A 15,267-nucleotide genomic window follows, 5' to 3' on the forward strand; every position below is an offset into this window, starting at 1 on the left:
CCTGCCCCCGGATGATGTGGAGACCACATGGCTCGACGACGTTCCCTGCCCCGGCTCGGCCTGGCCGTACCGGTCGTGCTGTCGCTGACCGCCTCGCTCGGGTTCCTCCCCGCGCCGGCCTCGGCGACGCCCCGAATACCCTCCGCCGCACCGGCCGGGGACGCGCCCGCCCTGGCGTACGTCGTCAACACCGGGACCGACCGGCACACGATCGCGCAGGTGCGGCGGGCCGTCACCACGGCCGGCGGCAGCATCGTCGTCACGTACGACGCGATCGGCGTGATCGTCGCCCACTCGGCGGACCCCGACTTCGGCAAGCGGATGCGCGCGGTGCGCGGAGTGGAGTCGGCGGGGGCCACCCGGACCGCGGCGCTGAGCACGGTGGGGACGACCGAGGAGGGCGCGGTGCGCCGCCTCTCCGAGGCCGAGGCCGCGAGGATCGCGAAGGCGTCCGACGGCGGCGAGCCCCTCGAGGCCGAGCAGTGGGACCTGCGGGCGATCGGCGCGGACAGGGCCGCGAAGGTCAACCCCGGCAGCGGGGACGTCACGGTCGCGGTGATCGACACCGGCGTCGACGACACCCACCCCGACCTCGCCGCGAACTTCTCCCCCGCGCAGTCCGCGAACTGCGCCGGTGGCAAGGCCGACACCACGTACGGCTCCTGGCGGCCTGCGGACCCGGACTACTTCCACGGCACGCACGTGGCGGGCACGATCGCTGCGGCCCGCAACGGCGTCGGCGTCGCGGGCGTGGCACCCGGCGTGAAGGTCTCCGGCATCACCGTCTCCCAGCCCACCGGGCGCCAGCTGATCTACGCCGAGAGCGTCGTGTGCGCCTTCGTGTTCGCCGCCGACCACGGTGTGCAGATCACCAACAACAGCTACTACGTGGACCCGTGGCAGTACAACTGCCTGGACGACCCCGACCAGAAGGCCATCGTCGACGCGGTCGACCGCGCCCAGCGGTACGCGCAGCGCAAGGGCACCCTCAACATCGCCGGGGCCGGCAACGCCAGGCACGACCTGGCCTCCGCGGGCTTCACCGACGCCGGCAGCCCCAACGACTCCACCCCCGTGAACCGGACCGTCGACCCGCACCGGTGCTGGGACCTGCCCGCACAGCTGCCGGGCGTCGTCACGGTCAGCGCGACCGGCCCCAAGGGCGCGAAGGCGTACTACTCCAACTACGGCCTCGGTGTGATCGACGTCGCGGCGCCGGGCGGCGACCAGTACGTGGCCTCGGACACGCCGTCGGGGTCGGGCGGCGTCCTGTCGACGCTGCCGAACAACCAGTACGGCTACGAGCAGGGCACGTCCATGGCCACGCCCCACGTCGCCGGGGTGGCCGCGCTGCTGAAGTCCGCCCACCCGCAGGCGACCCCGGCCCAGTTGCGGGCGCTGCTCAGGGCCCAGGCCGACAACCCGGGGTGCCCGGCCGACCCGTACGACTGGAACGGCGACGGCGTCGTGGACGCCGTCTGCGCGGGCGGCGGGCGCGTCAACGGCTTCTACGGCTTCGGCGTCGTCGACGCGCTGCGCGCGGTCAGGTAGGCGGAGGGGATACCCGGCCGGGGTGTCCCGGCCGGGACCGCCAGGCGCTCGTGGTGACGCACCGTAGCGGGTGGTGTGCTGGGGGCTTTCGGGGTCGGGGAACTGGACAACGTAGGATGGCCGAACTCCCGCGCTACGCGCGAAGAGTTCCATAAATGTTCTATTTGTCTGTTTTCATCTCCCGCTTCACACGCACGGAGCCACCCTCATGGACAACCTGTCCACCGTCGACGTCGACGGCGCGATAGAGACCCGCGGCATCGAACCCGTTCCGGACCACGAGCGCCGGGGCAGAGTGCGCGAGCTCTTCCCGACCTGGGTCGCGGCGAACATCAGCGTCCTGCTGCTCACCATGGGTGCGGCCCTGGTGGTGTTCAACCGGCTGAACTTCTGGCAGGTCCTGGTCGTCGCCGCGTGCGCCGCGCTCGCCTCCTTCGGCATGGTCGGCGTGCTGTCGGTCTCCGGGAAGTGGGGCGGGGCGCCGGGCGCGACGCTCTCGCGGGCCACCTTCGGGGTGCGCGGGAACCTGTTCCCCGGCGCGATCCTGTGGATCGCCCGGTTCGGCTGGGAGACGATCAACGCCGTCACCGGCGCGTACGCGGTGCTGACCGTCCTCGACCTGCTCTTCGGCGTCAAGAGCAACACCGCGCTGATCGTGGTCACGCTCTTCGCCTTCGTCGCCTGCACCTTCCTGGTCTCCGGCATGGGCCGCAAGGCGCTGAACGTCTGCAACACCTGGTCGACGTACCTCTTCGGCGTCTTCAGCGTCCTGGTGCTGGGCTACCTGGTCGCGACCATCCACTGGAGCGAGGTCTTCGCCAAGCCCGCGGGCACCACCGCGATGATGATCGCCGGCATCGGGACCATCGCCGCCGGCGGCATCAGCTGGGTGCCCACCGGCCCGGACTTCACCCGCTACCTGCCCCACGCCGCCTCCGGCCGGAAGATCGCCAGCGTGACGGTCTCCGGCGCCGGCCTGGTGATGGTGCCGATGGTGCTGATGGGCGCCGTGATGGCGGTGGCCTCCCCCGGCCTGGCCGACGCCGCGGACCCGGTCTCCTTCCTCGGCGACCTGCTGCCGACCTGGCTGGCCGTGCCCTACCTGCTGACCGCGATCGTGGGCATGCTGCTGATCAACAGCCTGTCCATGTACTCGGCCGGCTTCACCGCCCAGACCATGGGCGTCAAGCTGCCGCGCGCCATGGCCGTCAGCATCAACGCCGTGATCTCGCTGGTCGGCGGCCTGCTGCTGATGCTGGTCGCCAAGAGCTTCCTGGGCTCCTTCATCACCTTCCTGATCCTGCTCGCCGTCTCCTTCTCGGCCTGGATCGGCGTCTACGCGGTGGACATGTTCCGTCGCCGCTCGCGTGCGGTGCGCTACGACGCCGCCGGGCTGATGGACACCACCAAGGGCAGCCGGTACTGGTACAAGGGCGGCTTCTGCTGGCAGGCGATGGTGTCCTGGGTCGTCGCGCTGCTGTTCGGCCTCGCCTTCACCAAGTGCGACTGGTTCGCCGGCCCGCTCTCCGGCACCTTCGTCGGCAAGTACGGGCTCGCCTGGGCGGCGACCATCGTGATCTCCGCCGCGATCATGGCCGTACTCCCCACCCCCCGGGAGAACACCCCCGCCGCCGGCGGGCAGGGCGCCGACGCCCCGGCGGAGCGCACCGACCGGGTCACCGTCTGACCGCACGGCGCGACCCCGCACTCCCCCGCACCGCCCCGCCGGCTCGATCGAGCCCGCGGGGCGGTGTCGTTTCCGGGCCCGCCGGCAGCGGACGGCGGGCGGTCAGCGGTCGAGGCGTCCGAAGTCGGAGTCGCAGGGCCAGCTGCAGAAGCCGGCGCGTTCGACCTCCTCGTAGAAGGGGGTGCCGTCGTCGCCGCGGTGGGCGGCCCGGTCGTGGTGGAGGTGGACGATCGGGTCGCGGTGGCGGTCCATCGGGCCGTAGCGTTCGGCGCGCCACACGAAGTCCTGGTCCTCGCCGCCCCAGCCGCAGAAGCGCTCGTCCATGCCGCCGATGCGGGTGAAGAGGTCCTCGCGCAGCCAGACGCAGCCGCCCGGCGGACGGCGCAGGTGGACCCCGCGCAGCCGGTCCGGGCCGGGGTCGGGGGCGGCGTCGAGGCAGCGGGTGCGCACCGCCCGGGCGCTGGAGGCGGGGTCGAGGAAGAGCATGTCCTCGAACGGCCAGTGGGCCTGGGTGCCGGGCCGCTGGAAGCGCTCGACGGCCCGGGCGACGAAGTCGCGGTCGACGAGGATGTCGCCGTCCAGGACGCAGACCAGCTCGGCGGGCCTGGCGCCGTGGACCACGCCGACGTTGACGGTCCAGGACTTGTTGAACCGGCCGGGGTCGGGCGCGAACAGGTAGGTGTCGCAGGCGTCGGCGAACGGCTCGCGCCAACGCGGGCGTTCGTCGCTCTCGACTACCACGACGCGGTAGCGCTCGCGCGGGTGGGACTGGTCGGCGAGCGCGTTGAGGACGGCGGCCAGGTTGCGGACCCGGCCGGTGGCGTCGTCGGGGGCGCGGAAGGGGATGACCACCGCCGCGTCGACGGGGTGGCCGGCCCGGTGCGGCTTGCGGGCGAGCGCGGCCAGCAGTTCGGCGGTGTCGGGGGCCGCGACGGCGGCCGGCGCCTCGGGCGGGCCCGGCTGGACGATCAGCCGGGACAGCGACTCGGTGCGGGCCGCGGCGGCGCGCAGCGCGTCGAGCGCCGGGTCCGCTCCCTCGGGGCGGCGCAGCAGGTCGGTGAGGGCGGCGGTGAGGTGGGCGGCGGCGGTGGCGTCGGCGGGGTCGTCGGCGAGGCGGGCGGCGCTGGTGCGGACGCGGTCGTCGTCGATGGCGGTGAGCGCGTGCGCGGCGCCGTGGTGGGCGTCGGCGGACCAGTCCCAGTAGTCGGGGGCGACGGCGCGGGAGAGCGGGTCGTGGACGAGGATCAGGCTGCTGGTGGCCGCGGCGGCGAGGGCGTCGGGGGCGGAGGGGCGGGCGGCGGGCATGGCGGTGTCGTGTCTCCCCGGCGGTGTCGGGCTGGTGTGGTGGTGGACGTGGTCGGGGCGGCGGGCGGTGTGGCGGGTGTCAGTGGGCGTCGGCGGTGGGGGTCCAGCGCAGCGGGGTGAGGTCGGGGACGACCAGGTCGGCGTGGGTGAAGTCGCCCGCGTTGTGGGAGGTGGTGAGGGCGACGCAGCGCAGTCCGGCGCTCTTGGCGGCGCTGACGCCGGCCGGGGCGTCCTCGAAGGCGAGGCCGTCGGCGGGGTGGACGCCGAGGGCGCGGCAGGCGGCGAGGTAGCCCTGGGGGTCGGGCTTGCCGGCGGTGACGTCCTCGGCGGTGACGATGACCTGGAAGAGGTCGGCGCCGCCGACGTGGTCGAGCATCTCGGTGGCGTGGGCGCGCAGGCCGGAGGTGACGACGGCGAGGGGGACGCCGCGGGTGTGGAGGTCGGCGAGGAGTTCGGCGGCGCCGGGGACGGCGAAGGGCGGCGGGCTGTCGGGGCCCATGAGGTAGCCGCAGGCCTCGTCGAAGAGTTCGTCGACGGTGTGGCCGGGGAAGTGGTGGACGTGGTCGGCGAGGGCTTCCTTGCCGCGCCGGCCGACGAAGGTCGCGAGGACGGTGTCGTCGCAGGGCACGTGGTGGGTGGTGAACAGGCGGGTCCAGGCGGCGCGGCTGCGGTGTTCGGTGGCCACCAGGGTGCCGTCGAGGTCGAACAGGGCGGCCTTGGCGTGGAGGTGGTGGAATTCGGTCATGGCGGGGTCGTCCTCTGGGTCGGGTGTGCGTGGTGCGGTGGTGGTGTGCGGGGTTCAGCCGGTGGTGGGCGCGCCGGGGCGTTCCCCGGTGGTGAACACCGGGGCGGCCGGGTCGGTTGCGTCGGCCGGGTCCGGTGTGTCGGGGGTGTCGGCCGGGTCGGGTGCGGTGGCGACGGCGCGCAGGGCGGCGTAGCCGCAGAACGCGGTGATGAGGGCGAGTCCGGCGCTGGCGAGGGTGTAGGCGGTGGTGGGTCCGGCCCAGGTGCTGCGGCTGAGCCAGGGGTAGAGGGCGCCGAAGAGGGCGACGCCGGTGACGCCGACGACGGTGGAGAGGGTGTTGACGGTGCCGCTGAGCGTCGCGGCGTGGCGGGGCGGGACGGCGGTGGTGAGCAGGTTGAGCACGGAGGTGTTGGTGAGGCCGAGGCCGAAGCCGCCGATGCACAGGACGGCGGTGAGCGGCCAGATGGCGGTGCCCTCGCCGACGGGGACGACGGGGGCGAGGGCGTAGGCGGTGGTGAGCAGGGTGCAGCCGATGAAGGGCAGTCGGCGGGCGAGGCGGTGCGGGGCGCGGCCGATGACGGGGCCGGCGAGGCCGAAGGCGAGGACCCAGCCGAGCGGGACGAGTCCGGCCTGCCAGGCGGGCAGGTGCAGGTGGTCCTGGAGGTGGAGGGAGAGCAGGTAGAGCATGGAGATGTAGGTGAGGGTGCAGCCGGAGGAGGTGGTGAGGGCCCAGCGGACGGTGGGGGTGGACAGGGGGCGCAGGTCGAGCGCGGGGGTGGCGCCGCGGGCGATGACGCGCTGTTCGGTGCGGACCAGTCGGACGGCGAGCGGGAGGGCGGCGGGCAGCAGGAGCCAGATCCAGGCGGGTCGGGTGAGGCTGAGCGGGATGAGGACGGTGAGGGAGGCGGCGGCGAGCAGCAGGGTGCCGGGGATGTCGTTGTCGCCGCGGCGGGGGGTGGTGGCGGGTCGGTCGTGCGGGAGCAGGACGACGCCGAGCAGCAGGATGAGGGCGCCGATGGGCACGTTGAGCAGGAAGACGGCGCGCCAGCCGGTGCCGAGGATGTCGGCGGAGACGATGGTGCCGCCGAGGATCTGGCCGAGGGCGGCGCCGCCGGAGAGGGTGACGGCGTTCCAGCCGAGGGCGCGGGCGCGGGCGGGGCCGGTGTACCAGCGGTGGATGCCCATGAGGACCTGGGAGATCATCAGGGAGCAGGCGGCGCCTTGCAGGCAGCGTCCGGCGATGAGGACGGGGGCGCTGGTGGCGAGTCCGCAGGCGAGGGAGGCGAGGGTGAACAGGGCGAGGCCGGAGAGGTAGACGCGGCGTACGCCGAGGCGTTCGCCGAGTCGGGCGGCGGGGGCGAGGAGGACGGCGGAGCACAGCGCGTAGGCGGTGACCATCAGGGTGAGTGCGGAGCCGCTGACGTGGAGGTCGGCGCTGACGGCGGGTACGGCCAGGTTGACGATGGCCAGGTCGATGTTGGCCATCGACTGTCCGATCAGCAGGACCAGCAGCGCGGTGCCGCTGGGTCCGGTCCGCCGGCCGGCGGGTTGCCGGGTGGTGGCTTGCACGGTGTCTCCCCTTCGTCGCTCCCCCGGCGGGTGGGCCGGTTCGTCGGCCGGGGGGTGGTCCTGGTGGTGGAACACCGGCCGGGCCGGTCGGGTTGCGTCCGGTCCGGCCGGTGGCGGCTGGGGGGTCAGGCGGTGGTGGCGTCCAGGTCGAGGTCCTGGTAGGTGGCGGCCCAGGGGAGGCGCTCTTCCAGGGCGGCGGCGGCGCGGATGACGAGGGCGTCGTTGCGGCGGCGGGCGGCGAGTTGCAGGCCGACGGGGACGCCGTTGCGGGCGCGGCCGACGGGGACGGAGGCGGCGGGGCTGGCGATCAGGTTGAACGGGCTGGTGAGGGACCAGCCGACGAACGGGTCGACGCGCTGGCCGTGGACGGTGTCGGGGCCGACGGTGTCGCGGCCGGCGGAGTTGGGGATGCCGGTGACGGCGTTGACGGGGCTGACGATCAGGTCGTAGCGGTCGAAGAGGTTCTCGAAGGCGTAGAGGACGCGGGTGCGGTCGAGGTCTTCGAGGCGGAAGTCGACGGCGCTGAGGGATTCGCCGACGCGTACGGAGTCCAGGTAGGCCTGGTCGATGGAGCCGGCGTAGGTGCCGAGCAGGTCGAGGCCGTTGTCGCGGGAGATGGCGGCGGATTCGGCGTGGGCGACGGACAGGTAGCGGCGCCACATAGCGGTGAGGTCGGCGTGCGGCAGCGGCAGGGTGAAGTCGATCTCCTCGACGGTGGCGCCGGCGTCGCGCAGGGCGGGCAGGGCGGCGCAGACGAGGGCTTCGACCTCGGGTTCGACGGGGTAGCCGCCGAGGTCGGGGCTGTAGGCGACGGTGAGGCCGGTGAGGTCGCCGTGGAGGGCGTCGACGAGCCGGTCGGGGGCGGGGTAGGAGTACGGGTCGTACGGGTGCTCGCCGGACATCAGGTCGACGCCGAGGGCGGCGTCGGCGACGGTGCGGGCGAGGGTGGCGTAGCAGACCATCGGGTTGTAGCGGCGGAAGGCGTTGGGCTTGGCGGGGACGGCGACCCGGCCGAAGGTGGGCATCAGGGTGAAGACGCCGCAGAAGGCGGCGGGTACGCGCAGCGAGCCGCCGGCGTCGGAGCCCTGGGCGAGCGGGACCATGCCGGAGGCGACGGCGGCGGCGCTGCCGCCGGAGGAGCCGCCGGCGTTCATGGCGCGGTTGAAGGGTGTGGAGGCGGGGCCGAACAGGGCGCTGTCGGTGGTGGCCTTGAAGCCGAACTCGGGGGTGTTGGTCTTGCCGACGACGATCGCGCCGGCCTGTTCGAGGCGTTCGACGCAGAGGATGGTCTCCTGCGGGACGTCCTCGGCGAAGACCAGGGAGCCGCGGGCCATGCGGACGCCGGCGACGGGGTCGAGGTCCTTCACGCCGATGGGGACGCCGTGCAGCGGGCCGAGTTCGGCACCGGAGGTGACGGCGCGTTCGGCGGCGGCGGCCTGTTCGAGGGCGCGTTCGCCGCAGACGGTCACGAAGGCGTTGACGGCGGGGTTGGTCTTCTCGATCCGTTCCAGTGCCGCCTGGACCGCCTCGACCGGGGAGATCTCCCGCCGGCGGATCGCCTCGGCGAGTCGGGTGGCGCTCAGTTCGGTGCTTTCGGTCATCTCACGCCTCGCACGGGGTTCGTCGGTTGGGCTCCAGGAGCCGGGCGTGAGGGGGAACACCGGGCCGGGCGTCCGGGTTGCACGGCGTCCGCGGCGGGGGCGGGGCGGTGGTGCGGGGTGCGGGGCGGGTGGGTTCGGCGGGGTCGGTGGGGCCGGCGGGCCGGGCGGGCCGTCGCGCGCGTGTACCCCGGTGTCGGGTACACGATCAACCACTTACCCCGCGCCCGTTGCTCGGCTAGTCTCGCCACGGAATAGACAGGTCTAGACCTATCGGAGATCCGGTATGGCCGTCGTGTCCCGTTCCCCCCTCGCCCGTCCCGGTGGCCCCGCCACCCCGTACCCGTACCCGGACCTCCTGCGGCTGCTGGGCGAGCACTTCACCCGGGCCGAGCCGCGGGACCGGGCGCTGGCGTACGTCCACGCGCTGCTGGCCTCCCCCGGCCGGGGCAGCGCCGCGCAGATCGCCGCCCGGTCCGGCGCCGACAGCGCCTGGAGCACCCAGCGGCTGCTCACCCGCACGGTGTGGGACGCCGACCGGCTGCGCGACAGCATCCGCGCGCACGTGGTGCCGCTGCTCGGGGCTTCGGGCCCGTGCGCGGTGCTGAGCCGGCACGAGACGGCCCGGGCGGGCACCGGCGCGGTCGCGGTCGCCCCGGCCGGGGCGCGGGCCGCCAACCGGGACCGCAACATCCAGGCCGCGGCGCTGCTGTGCTACGTGTCGCGCAACCGGGCCGCGGTGATCGACCGTGAGCTGTACCTGCCCTCGCAGTGGACGTCCGACCCCGCGCGCTGCGCCCGGGCCGGCGTGCCGCCGGAACGGGTGCAGCCGCGCAGTATGGCCGACCTCGGCCAGGAGATGCTGGAACGCGCGCTGGCGGCGGCGATGCCGATCGGCTGGGTGTTCGGCGGCCCGGACTTCGCCGATCCGCAGCTGCGCCAGTGGCTGTGCCGGCGGCGGCTGCCGTTCTGCGTCGAGCTTCCCCAACTCCCGTATCCGCAGAGCGAGTCGGACGCCTCGGCGGTGCGCGCGGAGCCGGGCAGGGAGGAGGCCTGGCAGTTGCTGGGCCGCACCCTGGGCCCGGTGTACGGCCATCCGGCACCGGGTTTCCGGCTGACCCTGCTGGCCCGCCGGCTGCCGTCCGGGCACACTTCGCGCTTCCTGCTGCACGCGCCGACCACGGCGCCGGACGTCCCCGCCGCGCGGGCGATGGCGGCGGCGGGCGCGGCGGCCGCCCGGGCGGTCCACGAGGCCGACACCCGGGCCGGGTTGAGCAGCCACCAGGTGCGCACCTGGGTGGCCTGGTACCGGCACACCACGCTGGCGATGACGGCGGCCGTCCTGCACCTGGAGGCGGGGACGGCCGGCGGGGGGCGGCCCGGGGCCGCGCCGGGCGGCCCGCGGTGACGGCCCACCGGCCCGAAAGGGCCGACCGGAAGCGCAAGTACCGCTCCTTTTAGCACCTGCTTGCCGCTCCGACTCAGGTGATGTTCTAATCGGTTCGACCGGGGGGCGATGTGCGCACGCAAGAAATCGCGGGCCCGCCCTCGTTTTCCGTCAGCAGAACACATCCGACGCCGGGAGCGCAATTCCGCTCGGACGCCGCGGAGCCCCGGCGAATTCCCCCGTGAATTCGCCGAGGAAACGGGCGTTTCCCGTCGGCCCGCACCGTCCGTCCATCCGTGTTGCCGTTCATCCGTGTTGCCGTTCATCCGTGTTGCCGTTCATCCGTGCATGCACCGTGTTTCGATAAGCCATTCCTACCGGGGAGCCTGCGGAACGACATGCCCCATTTGACGAGTGTCACCAGCCAGACGGCTGAGGGAGAGGTCCGGCTGGCCCTGGCGGGCCTGCGTGCCCGGGCCCAGGAGCTGAACCGGATCGCGGAGGCCACGGCCCGGCTGCTGGCCGCCCCCGACGCCCTGTCCCCGGAGTTCCCCGAGTTCCGGGAGTTCGCCCGGGAGGCGGTGCCGCGCTGGCACTTCGCCATGCTCAACGACCACGAGCGCAACGACGCGCTGGCCACCGCCCTGGAGCGGATCGTCCCGCAGGACGGCACCGTGCTGGACATCGGCGCGGGCACCGGCCTGCTGGCCATGATGGCCGTCCGGGCCGGCGCCGCCCACGTCTACAGCTGCGAGGCGAACCCGCTGATGGCGGAGGTGGCCCGGCAGGTCCTGGCCGACGAGGGCTTCGCCGACCGGGTGACCGTGCTCGCCTGCCGCTCCGACGAGCTGGCGGTCGGCCGGGAACTGCCGCGCCGGGTCGACGCGGTGATCTCCGAGATCGTGGACTGCGGCCTGATCGGCGAGGGCATCCTGCCCTCGATCCGGCACGCGCGCCGCGAACTGCTCGCCCCGGACGGGGTGATGCTCCCCGAGCGGGCCCGCCTGCTGGGGGCGCTGGTGCAGAGCGAGAACGCGGTGAACCTGAACCGGGTGAACCGGGCCGGCGGCTTCGACGTGTCCCGGCTGAACGCCTTCGCCACACCGGGGCACTTCCCGATCCGGCTGCACACCTGGCCCCACCGCGTCCTGTCGGAGACGGTCGAACTGGCCTCCTTCGACTTCGCCGCGGACCCGCTCGGCCCCGGCGGCGGCAAACTCGCCCTCCCGGTGCACGAGTCGGGCACCGTGCACGCCCTGGTCGCCTGGTTCGAGCTGGAACTCGGCGGCGGCGTGACCCTGCGCAACTCGCCCGACAACATCGGCTCGCACTGGATGCAGGCACTGTTGCCGCTGGCCCACCCCGTCGAGGCGCAGGCCGGCTCCACGCTGGAGCTCGACCTCTCCTGGAGCGACACCCGCCTCTCCCTCGCCTGACGCGCACCCACCACGCTCCCCCGCCTGACGCACCGCCGCACCCACGCTCCCCCGCACCCGTTCACGACCCCGCCCGGCCCGCCCCCACACCACCCGCGGAAGGCAGACCAGACATGTCGCACACACCCGTCCCCTACGAACCGTTCGAGCTGCACGGCGACGCGCTGCGCGAGGCGGTCCTGGCCTACGCCGCCAATCCGCTCTACCAGGACAACGAGGAGTGGGAGAACTCCGACAGCCCCTACCGCCGCCAGCTGCGCCCGCAGGTGCTGCCCTACCTGGACTTCGACCGGGTGGCGGGCCGCGACCGGATCCTGGAGTACAGCAGCCTCGCCGCCCAGCGCCTGCTGACCAGCATCTACGAGGCCGACCTGGTCTTCTTCCCCAAGGCCGGCCTCGGCGACCAGGCGCAGGACCTGCGCCACTACTACAGCCCCGGCAACCGGGCCCGCGGCGAGCTGATCCGCCCCGCGCTGGAACGCTTCGCCTTCGGCTTCCTCGACCAGGAGGTGGAGGTCAGCGGCGACTGGACCACCGAGAGCCTGCTCGCCTACCTGGAGGACCTCGACGTTCACGCCCAGGGCGGGGCCTCCCCCGCCGAGAAGGCCGTCCGCGATTCCTCCGACCCGAAGCGCGCGGCCAGGATGTGGCTGATCCAGTTCGCCCCGGACTTCCTGTCCGAGGCCTCGCCGATGGCCCGGAACGTCCTCGGATATTACGGCTCCGAGCAGTCGGAATGGTTCAAGATCCTCATCGACGAATACGGCTACGGCGTTCACGACACCAAGCACAGCACCCTTTTCGAGGCCACCCTGGAATCCGTCGGACTCGGCTCCGACGTACACCGCTACTGGCAGTACTACCTGGTCTCCAGCCTCGCCCTGAACAACTACTTCCACTACCTCGGAAAGAACCACGAGCACTTCTTCCGCTACGTCGGCGCGCTGTTCTACACCGAGAGCACCCTGGTGGACTTCTGCCGCCGCGCGGAGAACCTGCTCGCCGACGTGTTCGAGGGCACCGCGGACGCCCGCTACTTCTCCGAGCACGTCCACATCGACCAGCACCACGGCCGGATGGCGCTGGAGAAGCTGGTCAAGCCCCTCGTCGAGCGCCACGGCGAGCAGATCATCCCCGAAATCGTGCGCGGCATCGAGGAGTTCCGCCTGCTGAGCGCCATCGCCGACGACGACTTCGCCACCCAGATCGCCTGGATGGACGACGCGGACCGCTACAAGGACCTGCACGAGCCCGTCTACGCGGCCATCACCGAGGGCCGGATCACCCCGCCGGTCGCGGACATCGTCGAGCCCTTCGGCGAGCTGTCCAACACCCACAGCCACGAGGGCGACGAGCTCTGCCACATCGTCAGCGGCACGATGCGCTTCGTCAGCGGCTTCAACTCCTACCGGATCCTGGAGGCCGGCGAGGGCACCGTGATCCAGCGCAACCGCCTGCACGGCGCGATCATCGAGTCCGAGGAGTGCGTCTACCAGATCTTCTCCGTGGGGGACTACCGCGCATGCCTGTCGTGACGTTCAAGGCCGGCGGCGCGGACAACTGCGCCCGCGTCGCCGGCCTGCCCTACGTGTACATCCGCACCGAGGCGGGCGGATCGGTGCTGCCCGCCTCCTGCCCGCACCGGGGCGGCCCGCTGAACCTGGGCACCCCCGACCCCACCGGACGGCGGCTGGTGTGCCCGTGGCACGAGCGGGGCTCCTCGCTCAGCCGGCTGCGCCGCCAGGTGCCGGCCGTCCGCTCCGGCGACACCGTCACCGCGGTGCTGCCGGGACCGGCGGACGCCGCCGCCGAACTCTGCCACCTTCCGCTGTCCCCGGCCCTCGCCGCCGGAGCCTGAACCGCCCCCGGGGGCCGCCCCCGGAGACAGGACGCTCCCGTGAACGCCCCGTCCTCCCCCCAGGTCGCCGTCATCGTCGACCCGTTCTCCTCCGGCGCCCAGTACGCGCCCCGGTTCGCCGAGTTCGGCATCCCCTCGGTCGCGGTCAGCTCGCTGCCCGAGGTACCCGCGGCCTACGCGGACTCCTGGGACGCCACCCGCTACCGGCAGCTGCTCGCCTTCGACGGCGACCTCGAACGGCTGGTGGCGCAGCTGCGCCCGCTGTCGCCGCGCTGCGTACTGGCGGGCGCCGAGAGCGGCGTCGAGCTCACCGACCGGCTCACCGAGCGGCTGCTCCCGGAACAGGCCAACACCCCGCAGCTGTCGGCGGCGCGCCGCGACAAGGGCGCCATGGCGCAGGCGCTGCGCGCCGCCGGGGTCCCGACGATCCGCCAGATCTGCACCGACGACCCGGCGGCCGTCCGGGCCTGGATCGACCGGGAGGGCCTGGCCGGCCGCGACCTGGTGGTCAAGCCGCCCAAGAGCGGCAGCACCGACGGCGTCACCCGGGTGCCGGCCGGCGCGGACTGGCGGGTGCCGTTCGACGCCCAGCTGGGCCGGGTCAACCAGTGGCACAACCTCAACGACCGGATGATGGTGCAGGAGTACGCCCGGGGCACCGAGTTCGTGGTCGACACCTTCAGCCACCGGGGCCGGCACACCGTGGCCGACATCTGCCGCTACAGCAAGATCGACAACGGCGAGCAGATGGCCGTCTACGACAGCCTCACCTGGGTCTCCCCCGACGACCCCGCGGTGCCCGCGCTGACCCGCTACGCCGAGGCCGTGCTCGACGCGGTGGGCCTGCGCCACGGCGCCGCGCACATCGAGATCATGCTGACCGACGAGGGCCCGCGCCTGATCGAGATCAACTCCCGCCCGCACGGCGGCGGCCACCCCGCGTTCAACCTGACCGCCACCGGCGACAGCCAGGTGCACCGCGCGGTGCGCTGGTTCGCCCGCGAGGAGAGCGCCCCCAAGGGCTACCGGCTGCTGCGGCACATGACCGTGGTCTTCCTGATCGCCCGCCGCTCCGGCACGGTGTCCAACACCGCCGTCCTGGACGGGATCACGGAACTGGCGTCGTACCACCACTCGGCGGTCAGGCTCCGGGACGGCGACCGCCTGGAGGTCACCCGCGACCTGCTGGGCACCCTCACCCTCGGCTTCGCGGTGCTCGCGCACCCGGATCCGGCGCAGGTCGAACGGGACGTGGCCGCCGTCCGGGCCATGGAGGCCGCCCTCGTGGTCACGCCGGACTCCGCCGGCTCGCCTGGCTCCTCGGGCTCCGGCGGCTCCGGCGGCTCCGGCGGCTCCGCGCCGGTGGCGGTGGCACCGGGCCACGCCGCCCGATGACCCCGGGCGCCCTCGCCGTCGCCGCCAGCCCGGCCTTCCTGGCCAGCTGCGCGGCGGTGGTGTGCAGCCCGGGCCCGGACAGCATGCTGGTGCTGCGCCTGGTCAGCCGCACCCGCCGCCGCCCGCCGGTGCTGGCCGCCGCCGCGGGCATGCTGCTCGCCGGCGCCGGGTACGCGGTGCTGGCGGTCACCGGCGGCATGGCGGTCGTGGCGCTGCGGCCCGGACTGCTCCACGCCTGGCAGGTGGCGGGCGCGCTCGTGCTGGCCGTGACGGGCGGCCGCGCCCTGTGGGAGGCCCTGCGCGCCCGCCCGGCCGGGGCGCAGACGGAGGAGGCTGAGGGGGCGGGCGTCGACCGGCTGCCGCGGCACCTGCTGCTCGGCTTCCTCTCCACGGCGGGCAACCCGAAGGTCGGCCTGTTCCTGACGGTTTTCCTCCCGCAGTTCCTGCCGACCGGCAGCCCGTCGGCCGGGGCGCTGCCGCTGCTGGCGGCGGTGTACCTGTCGATCGGGGCGCTGTGGCTCCTGCTGCTCACCGAGGTGGGCGTGCGGATCGTGACGGTGCGCGGGGCGAACGGCCGGGCCGCGTTCCCACCGCTCGCGGAGCGGATCGGCGGCGCGGTGGTGGGTCTGGTCCTGCTGGGCCTCGCTGTTGGGCTGCTCCTTCGATGACCTGCCGGGAGGATGGACGGGAGGGTGCACGGCTTCTGGCCATGACGGACGGTCACGACAGACGGCGG

At 73.6% G+C, this 15,267-nt stretch carries 12 protein-coding genes; 8 read left to right on the top strand and 4 right to left on the bottom strand.

The window, feature by feature from the left end:
* The first annotated feature begins 27 nt into the window (after window positions 1-27).
* The gene (locus tag ACGF13_RS35185; RefSeq protein WP_392883242.1) at window positions 28-1,551 is read left to right on the top strand and encodes a S8 family serine peptidase; all 1,524 of its coding nucleotides are present in this window, start codon (window positions 28-30) and stop codon (window positions 1,549-1,551) included.
* 208 nt (window positions 1,552-1,759) lie between these two features.
* Window positions 1,760-3,238, top strand: coding sequence for a purine-cytosine permease family protein (locus ACGF13_RS35190; protein ID WP_392883244.1), 1,479 nt, complete (start codon window positions 1,760-1,762; stop codon window positions 3,236-3,238).
* 102 nt (window positions 3,239-3,340) lie between these two features.
* On the opposite strand, the gene ACGF13_RS35195 is transcribed toward ACGF13_RS35190, so the two are convergent.
* The 4 genes from ACGF13_RS35195 to ACGF13_RS35210 all read right to left on the bottom strand — a co-directional run bounded on the left by ACGF13_RS35195 (window position 3,341) and on the right by ACGF13_RS35210 (window position 8,458).
* A complete protein-coding gene (locus tag ACGF13_RS35195; protein ID WP_392883245.1) occupies window positions 3,341-4,543 on the bottom strand; it encodes a glycosyltransferase in 1,203 nt (400 codons plus the stop codon).
* 79 nt (window positions 4,544-4,622) lie between these two features.
* A complete protein-coding gene (locus tag ACGF13_RS35200) occupies window positions 4,623-5,288 on the bottom strand; it encodes an HAD family hydrolase (RefSeq protein WP_392883246.1) in 666 nt (221 codons plus the stop codon).
* 54 nt (window positions 5,289-5,342) lie between these two features.
* Window positions 5,343-6,857, bottom strand: a complete 1,515-nt coding sequence (locus ACGF13_RS35205; protein WP_392883247.1) for an MFS transporter — start codon at window positions 6,855-6,857, stop codon at window positions 5,343-5,345.
* A 125-nt stretch (window positions 6,858-6,982) separates the two neighbouring features.
* Entirely contained in the window at window positions 6,983-8,458 is a 1,476-nt protein-coding gene (locus tag ACGF13_RS35210) for an amidase (RefSeq protein ID WP_392883249.1), read from the bottom strand.
* A 292-nt stretch (window positions 8,459-8,750) separates the two neighbouring features.
* On the opposite strand from ACGF13_RS35210, the gene ACGF13_RS35215 reads away from it, so the two are divergent.
* The 6 genes from ACGF13_RS35215 (at window position 8,751) to ACGF13_RS35240 (ending at window position 15,199) form a co-directional block, all read left to right on the top strand.
* Window positions 8,751-9,863: a transposase gene (locus ACGF13_RS35215; RefSeq protein ID WP_392883250.1), complete on the top strand. Its 1,113-nt coding sequence runs from the start codon at window positions 8,751-8,753 to the stop codon at window positions 9,861-9,863.
* Window positions 9,864-10,240: 377 nt separating this feature from the next.
* A complete protein-coding gene (locus tag ACGF13_RS35220) occupies window positions 10,241-11,278 on the top strand; it encodes a methyltransferase domain-containing protein (RefSeq protein WP_392883251.1) in 1,038 nt (345 codons plus the stop codon).
* A gap of 113 nt (window positions 11,279-11,391) precedes the next feature.
* Window positions 11,392-12,813: an iron-containing redox enzyme family protein gene (locus ACGF13_RS35225; protein WP_392883252.1), complete on the top strand. Its 1,422-nt coding sequence runs from the start codon at window positions 11,392-11,394 to the stop codon at window positions 12,811-12,813.
* Window positions 12,801-13,136 (top strand): Rieske 2Fe-2S domain-containing protein, encoded by a 336-nt coding sequence (locus ACGF13_RS35230; RefSeq protein WP_392883254.1) that lies wholly within the window; start codon window positions 12,801-12,803, stop codon window positions 13,134-13,136. Before ACGF13_RS35225 ends, ACGF13_RS35230 begins: the two co-directional genes overlap by 13 nt.
* A 39-nt stretch (window positions 13,137-13,175) precedes the next feature.
* On the top strand, window positions 13,176-14,531 hold the full coding sequence (locus tag ACGF13_RS35235; protein ID WP_392883255.1) for an ATP-grasp domain-containing protein: 1,356 nt from the start codon (window positions 13,176-13,178) through the stop codon (window positions 14,529-14,531).
* Window positions 14,528-15,199, top strand: coding sequence for a LysE family translocator (locus ACGF13_RS35240; RefSeq protein WP_392883256.1), 672 nt, complete (start codon window positions 14,528-14,530; stop codon window positions 15,197-15,199). Before ACGF13_RS35235 ends, ACGF13_RS35240 begins: the two co-directional genes overlap by 4 nt.
* The last annotated feature ends 68 nt before the right edge of the window (window positions 15,200-15,267 follow it).

This window comes from Kitasatospora sp. NPDC048286, assembly GCF_043201735.1.
Taxonomy (GTDB): Bacteria; Actinomycetota; Actinomycetes; order Streptomycetales; family Streptomycetaceae; genus Kitasatospora.

Excerpts from the sequence above, each read along its gene's own strand:
- ACGF13_RS35195 (WP_392883245.1), bottom strand. The coding sequence starts at position 4,543 with ATGCCCGCCGCCCGCCCCTCCGCCCCCGACGCCCTCGCCGCCGCGGCC.
- ACGF13_RS35225 (WP_392883252.1), top strand. The coding sequence starts at position 11,392 with ATGTCGCACACACCCGTCCCCTACGAACCGTTCGAGCTGCACGGCGAC.
- ACGF13_RS35240 (WP_392883256.1), top strand. The coding sequence starts at position 14,528 with ATGACCCCGGGCGCCCTCGCCGTCGCCGCCAGCCCGGCCTTCCTGGCC.
- ACGF13_RS35230 (WP_392883254.1), top strand. The coding sequence starts at position 12,801 with ATGCCTGTCGTGACGTTCAAGGCCGGCGGCGCGGACAACTGCGCCCGC.
- ACGF13_RS35200 (WP_392883246.1), bottom strand. The coding sequence starts at position 5,288 with ATGACCGAATTCCACCACCTCCACGCCAAGGCCGCCCTGTTCGACCTC.
- ACGF13_RS35220 (WP_392883251.1), top strand. The coding sequence starts at position 10,241 with ATGCCCCATTTGACGAGTGTCACCAGCCAGACGGCTGAGGGAGAGGTC.
- ACGF13_RS35190 (WP_392883244.1), top strand. The coding sequence starts at position 1,760 with ATGGACAACCTGTCCACCGTCGACGTCGACGGCGCGATAGAGACCCGC.
- ACGF13_RS35185 (WP_392883242.1), top strand. The coding sequence starts at position 28 with ATGGCTCGACGACGTTCCCTGCCCCGGCTCGGCCTGGCCGTACCGGTC.
- ACGF13_RS35210 (WP_392883249.1), bottom strand. The coding sequence starts at position 8,458 with ATGACCGAAAGCACCGAACTGAGCGCCACCCGACTCGCCGAGGCGATC.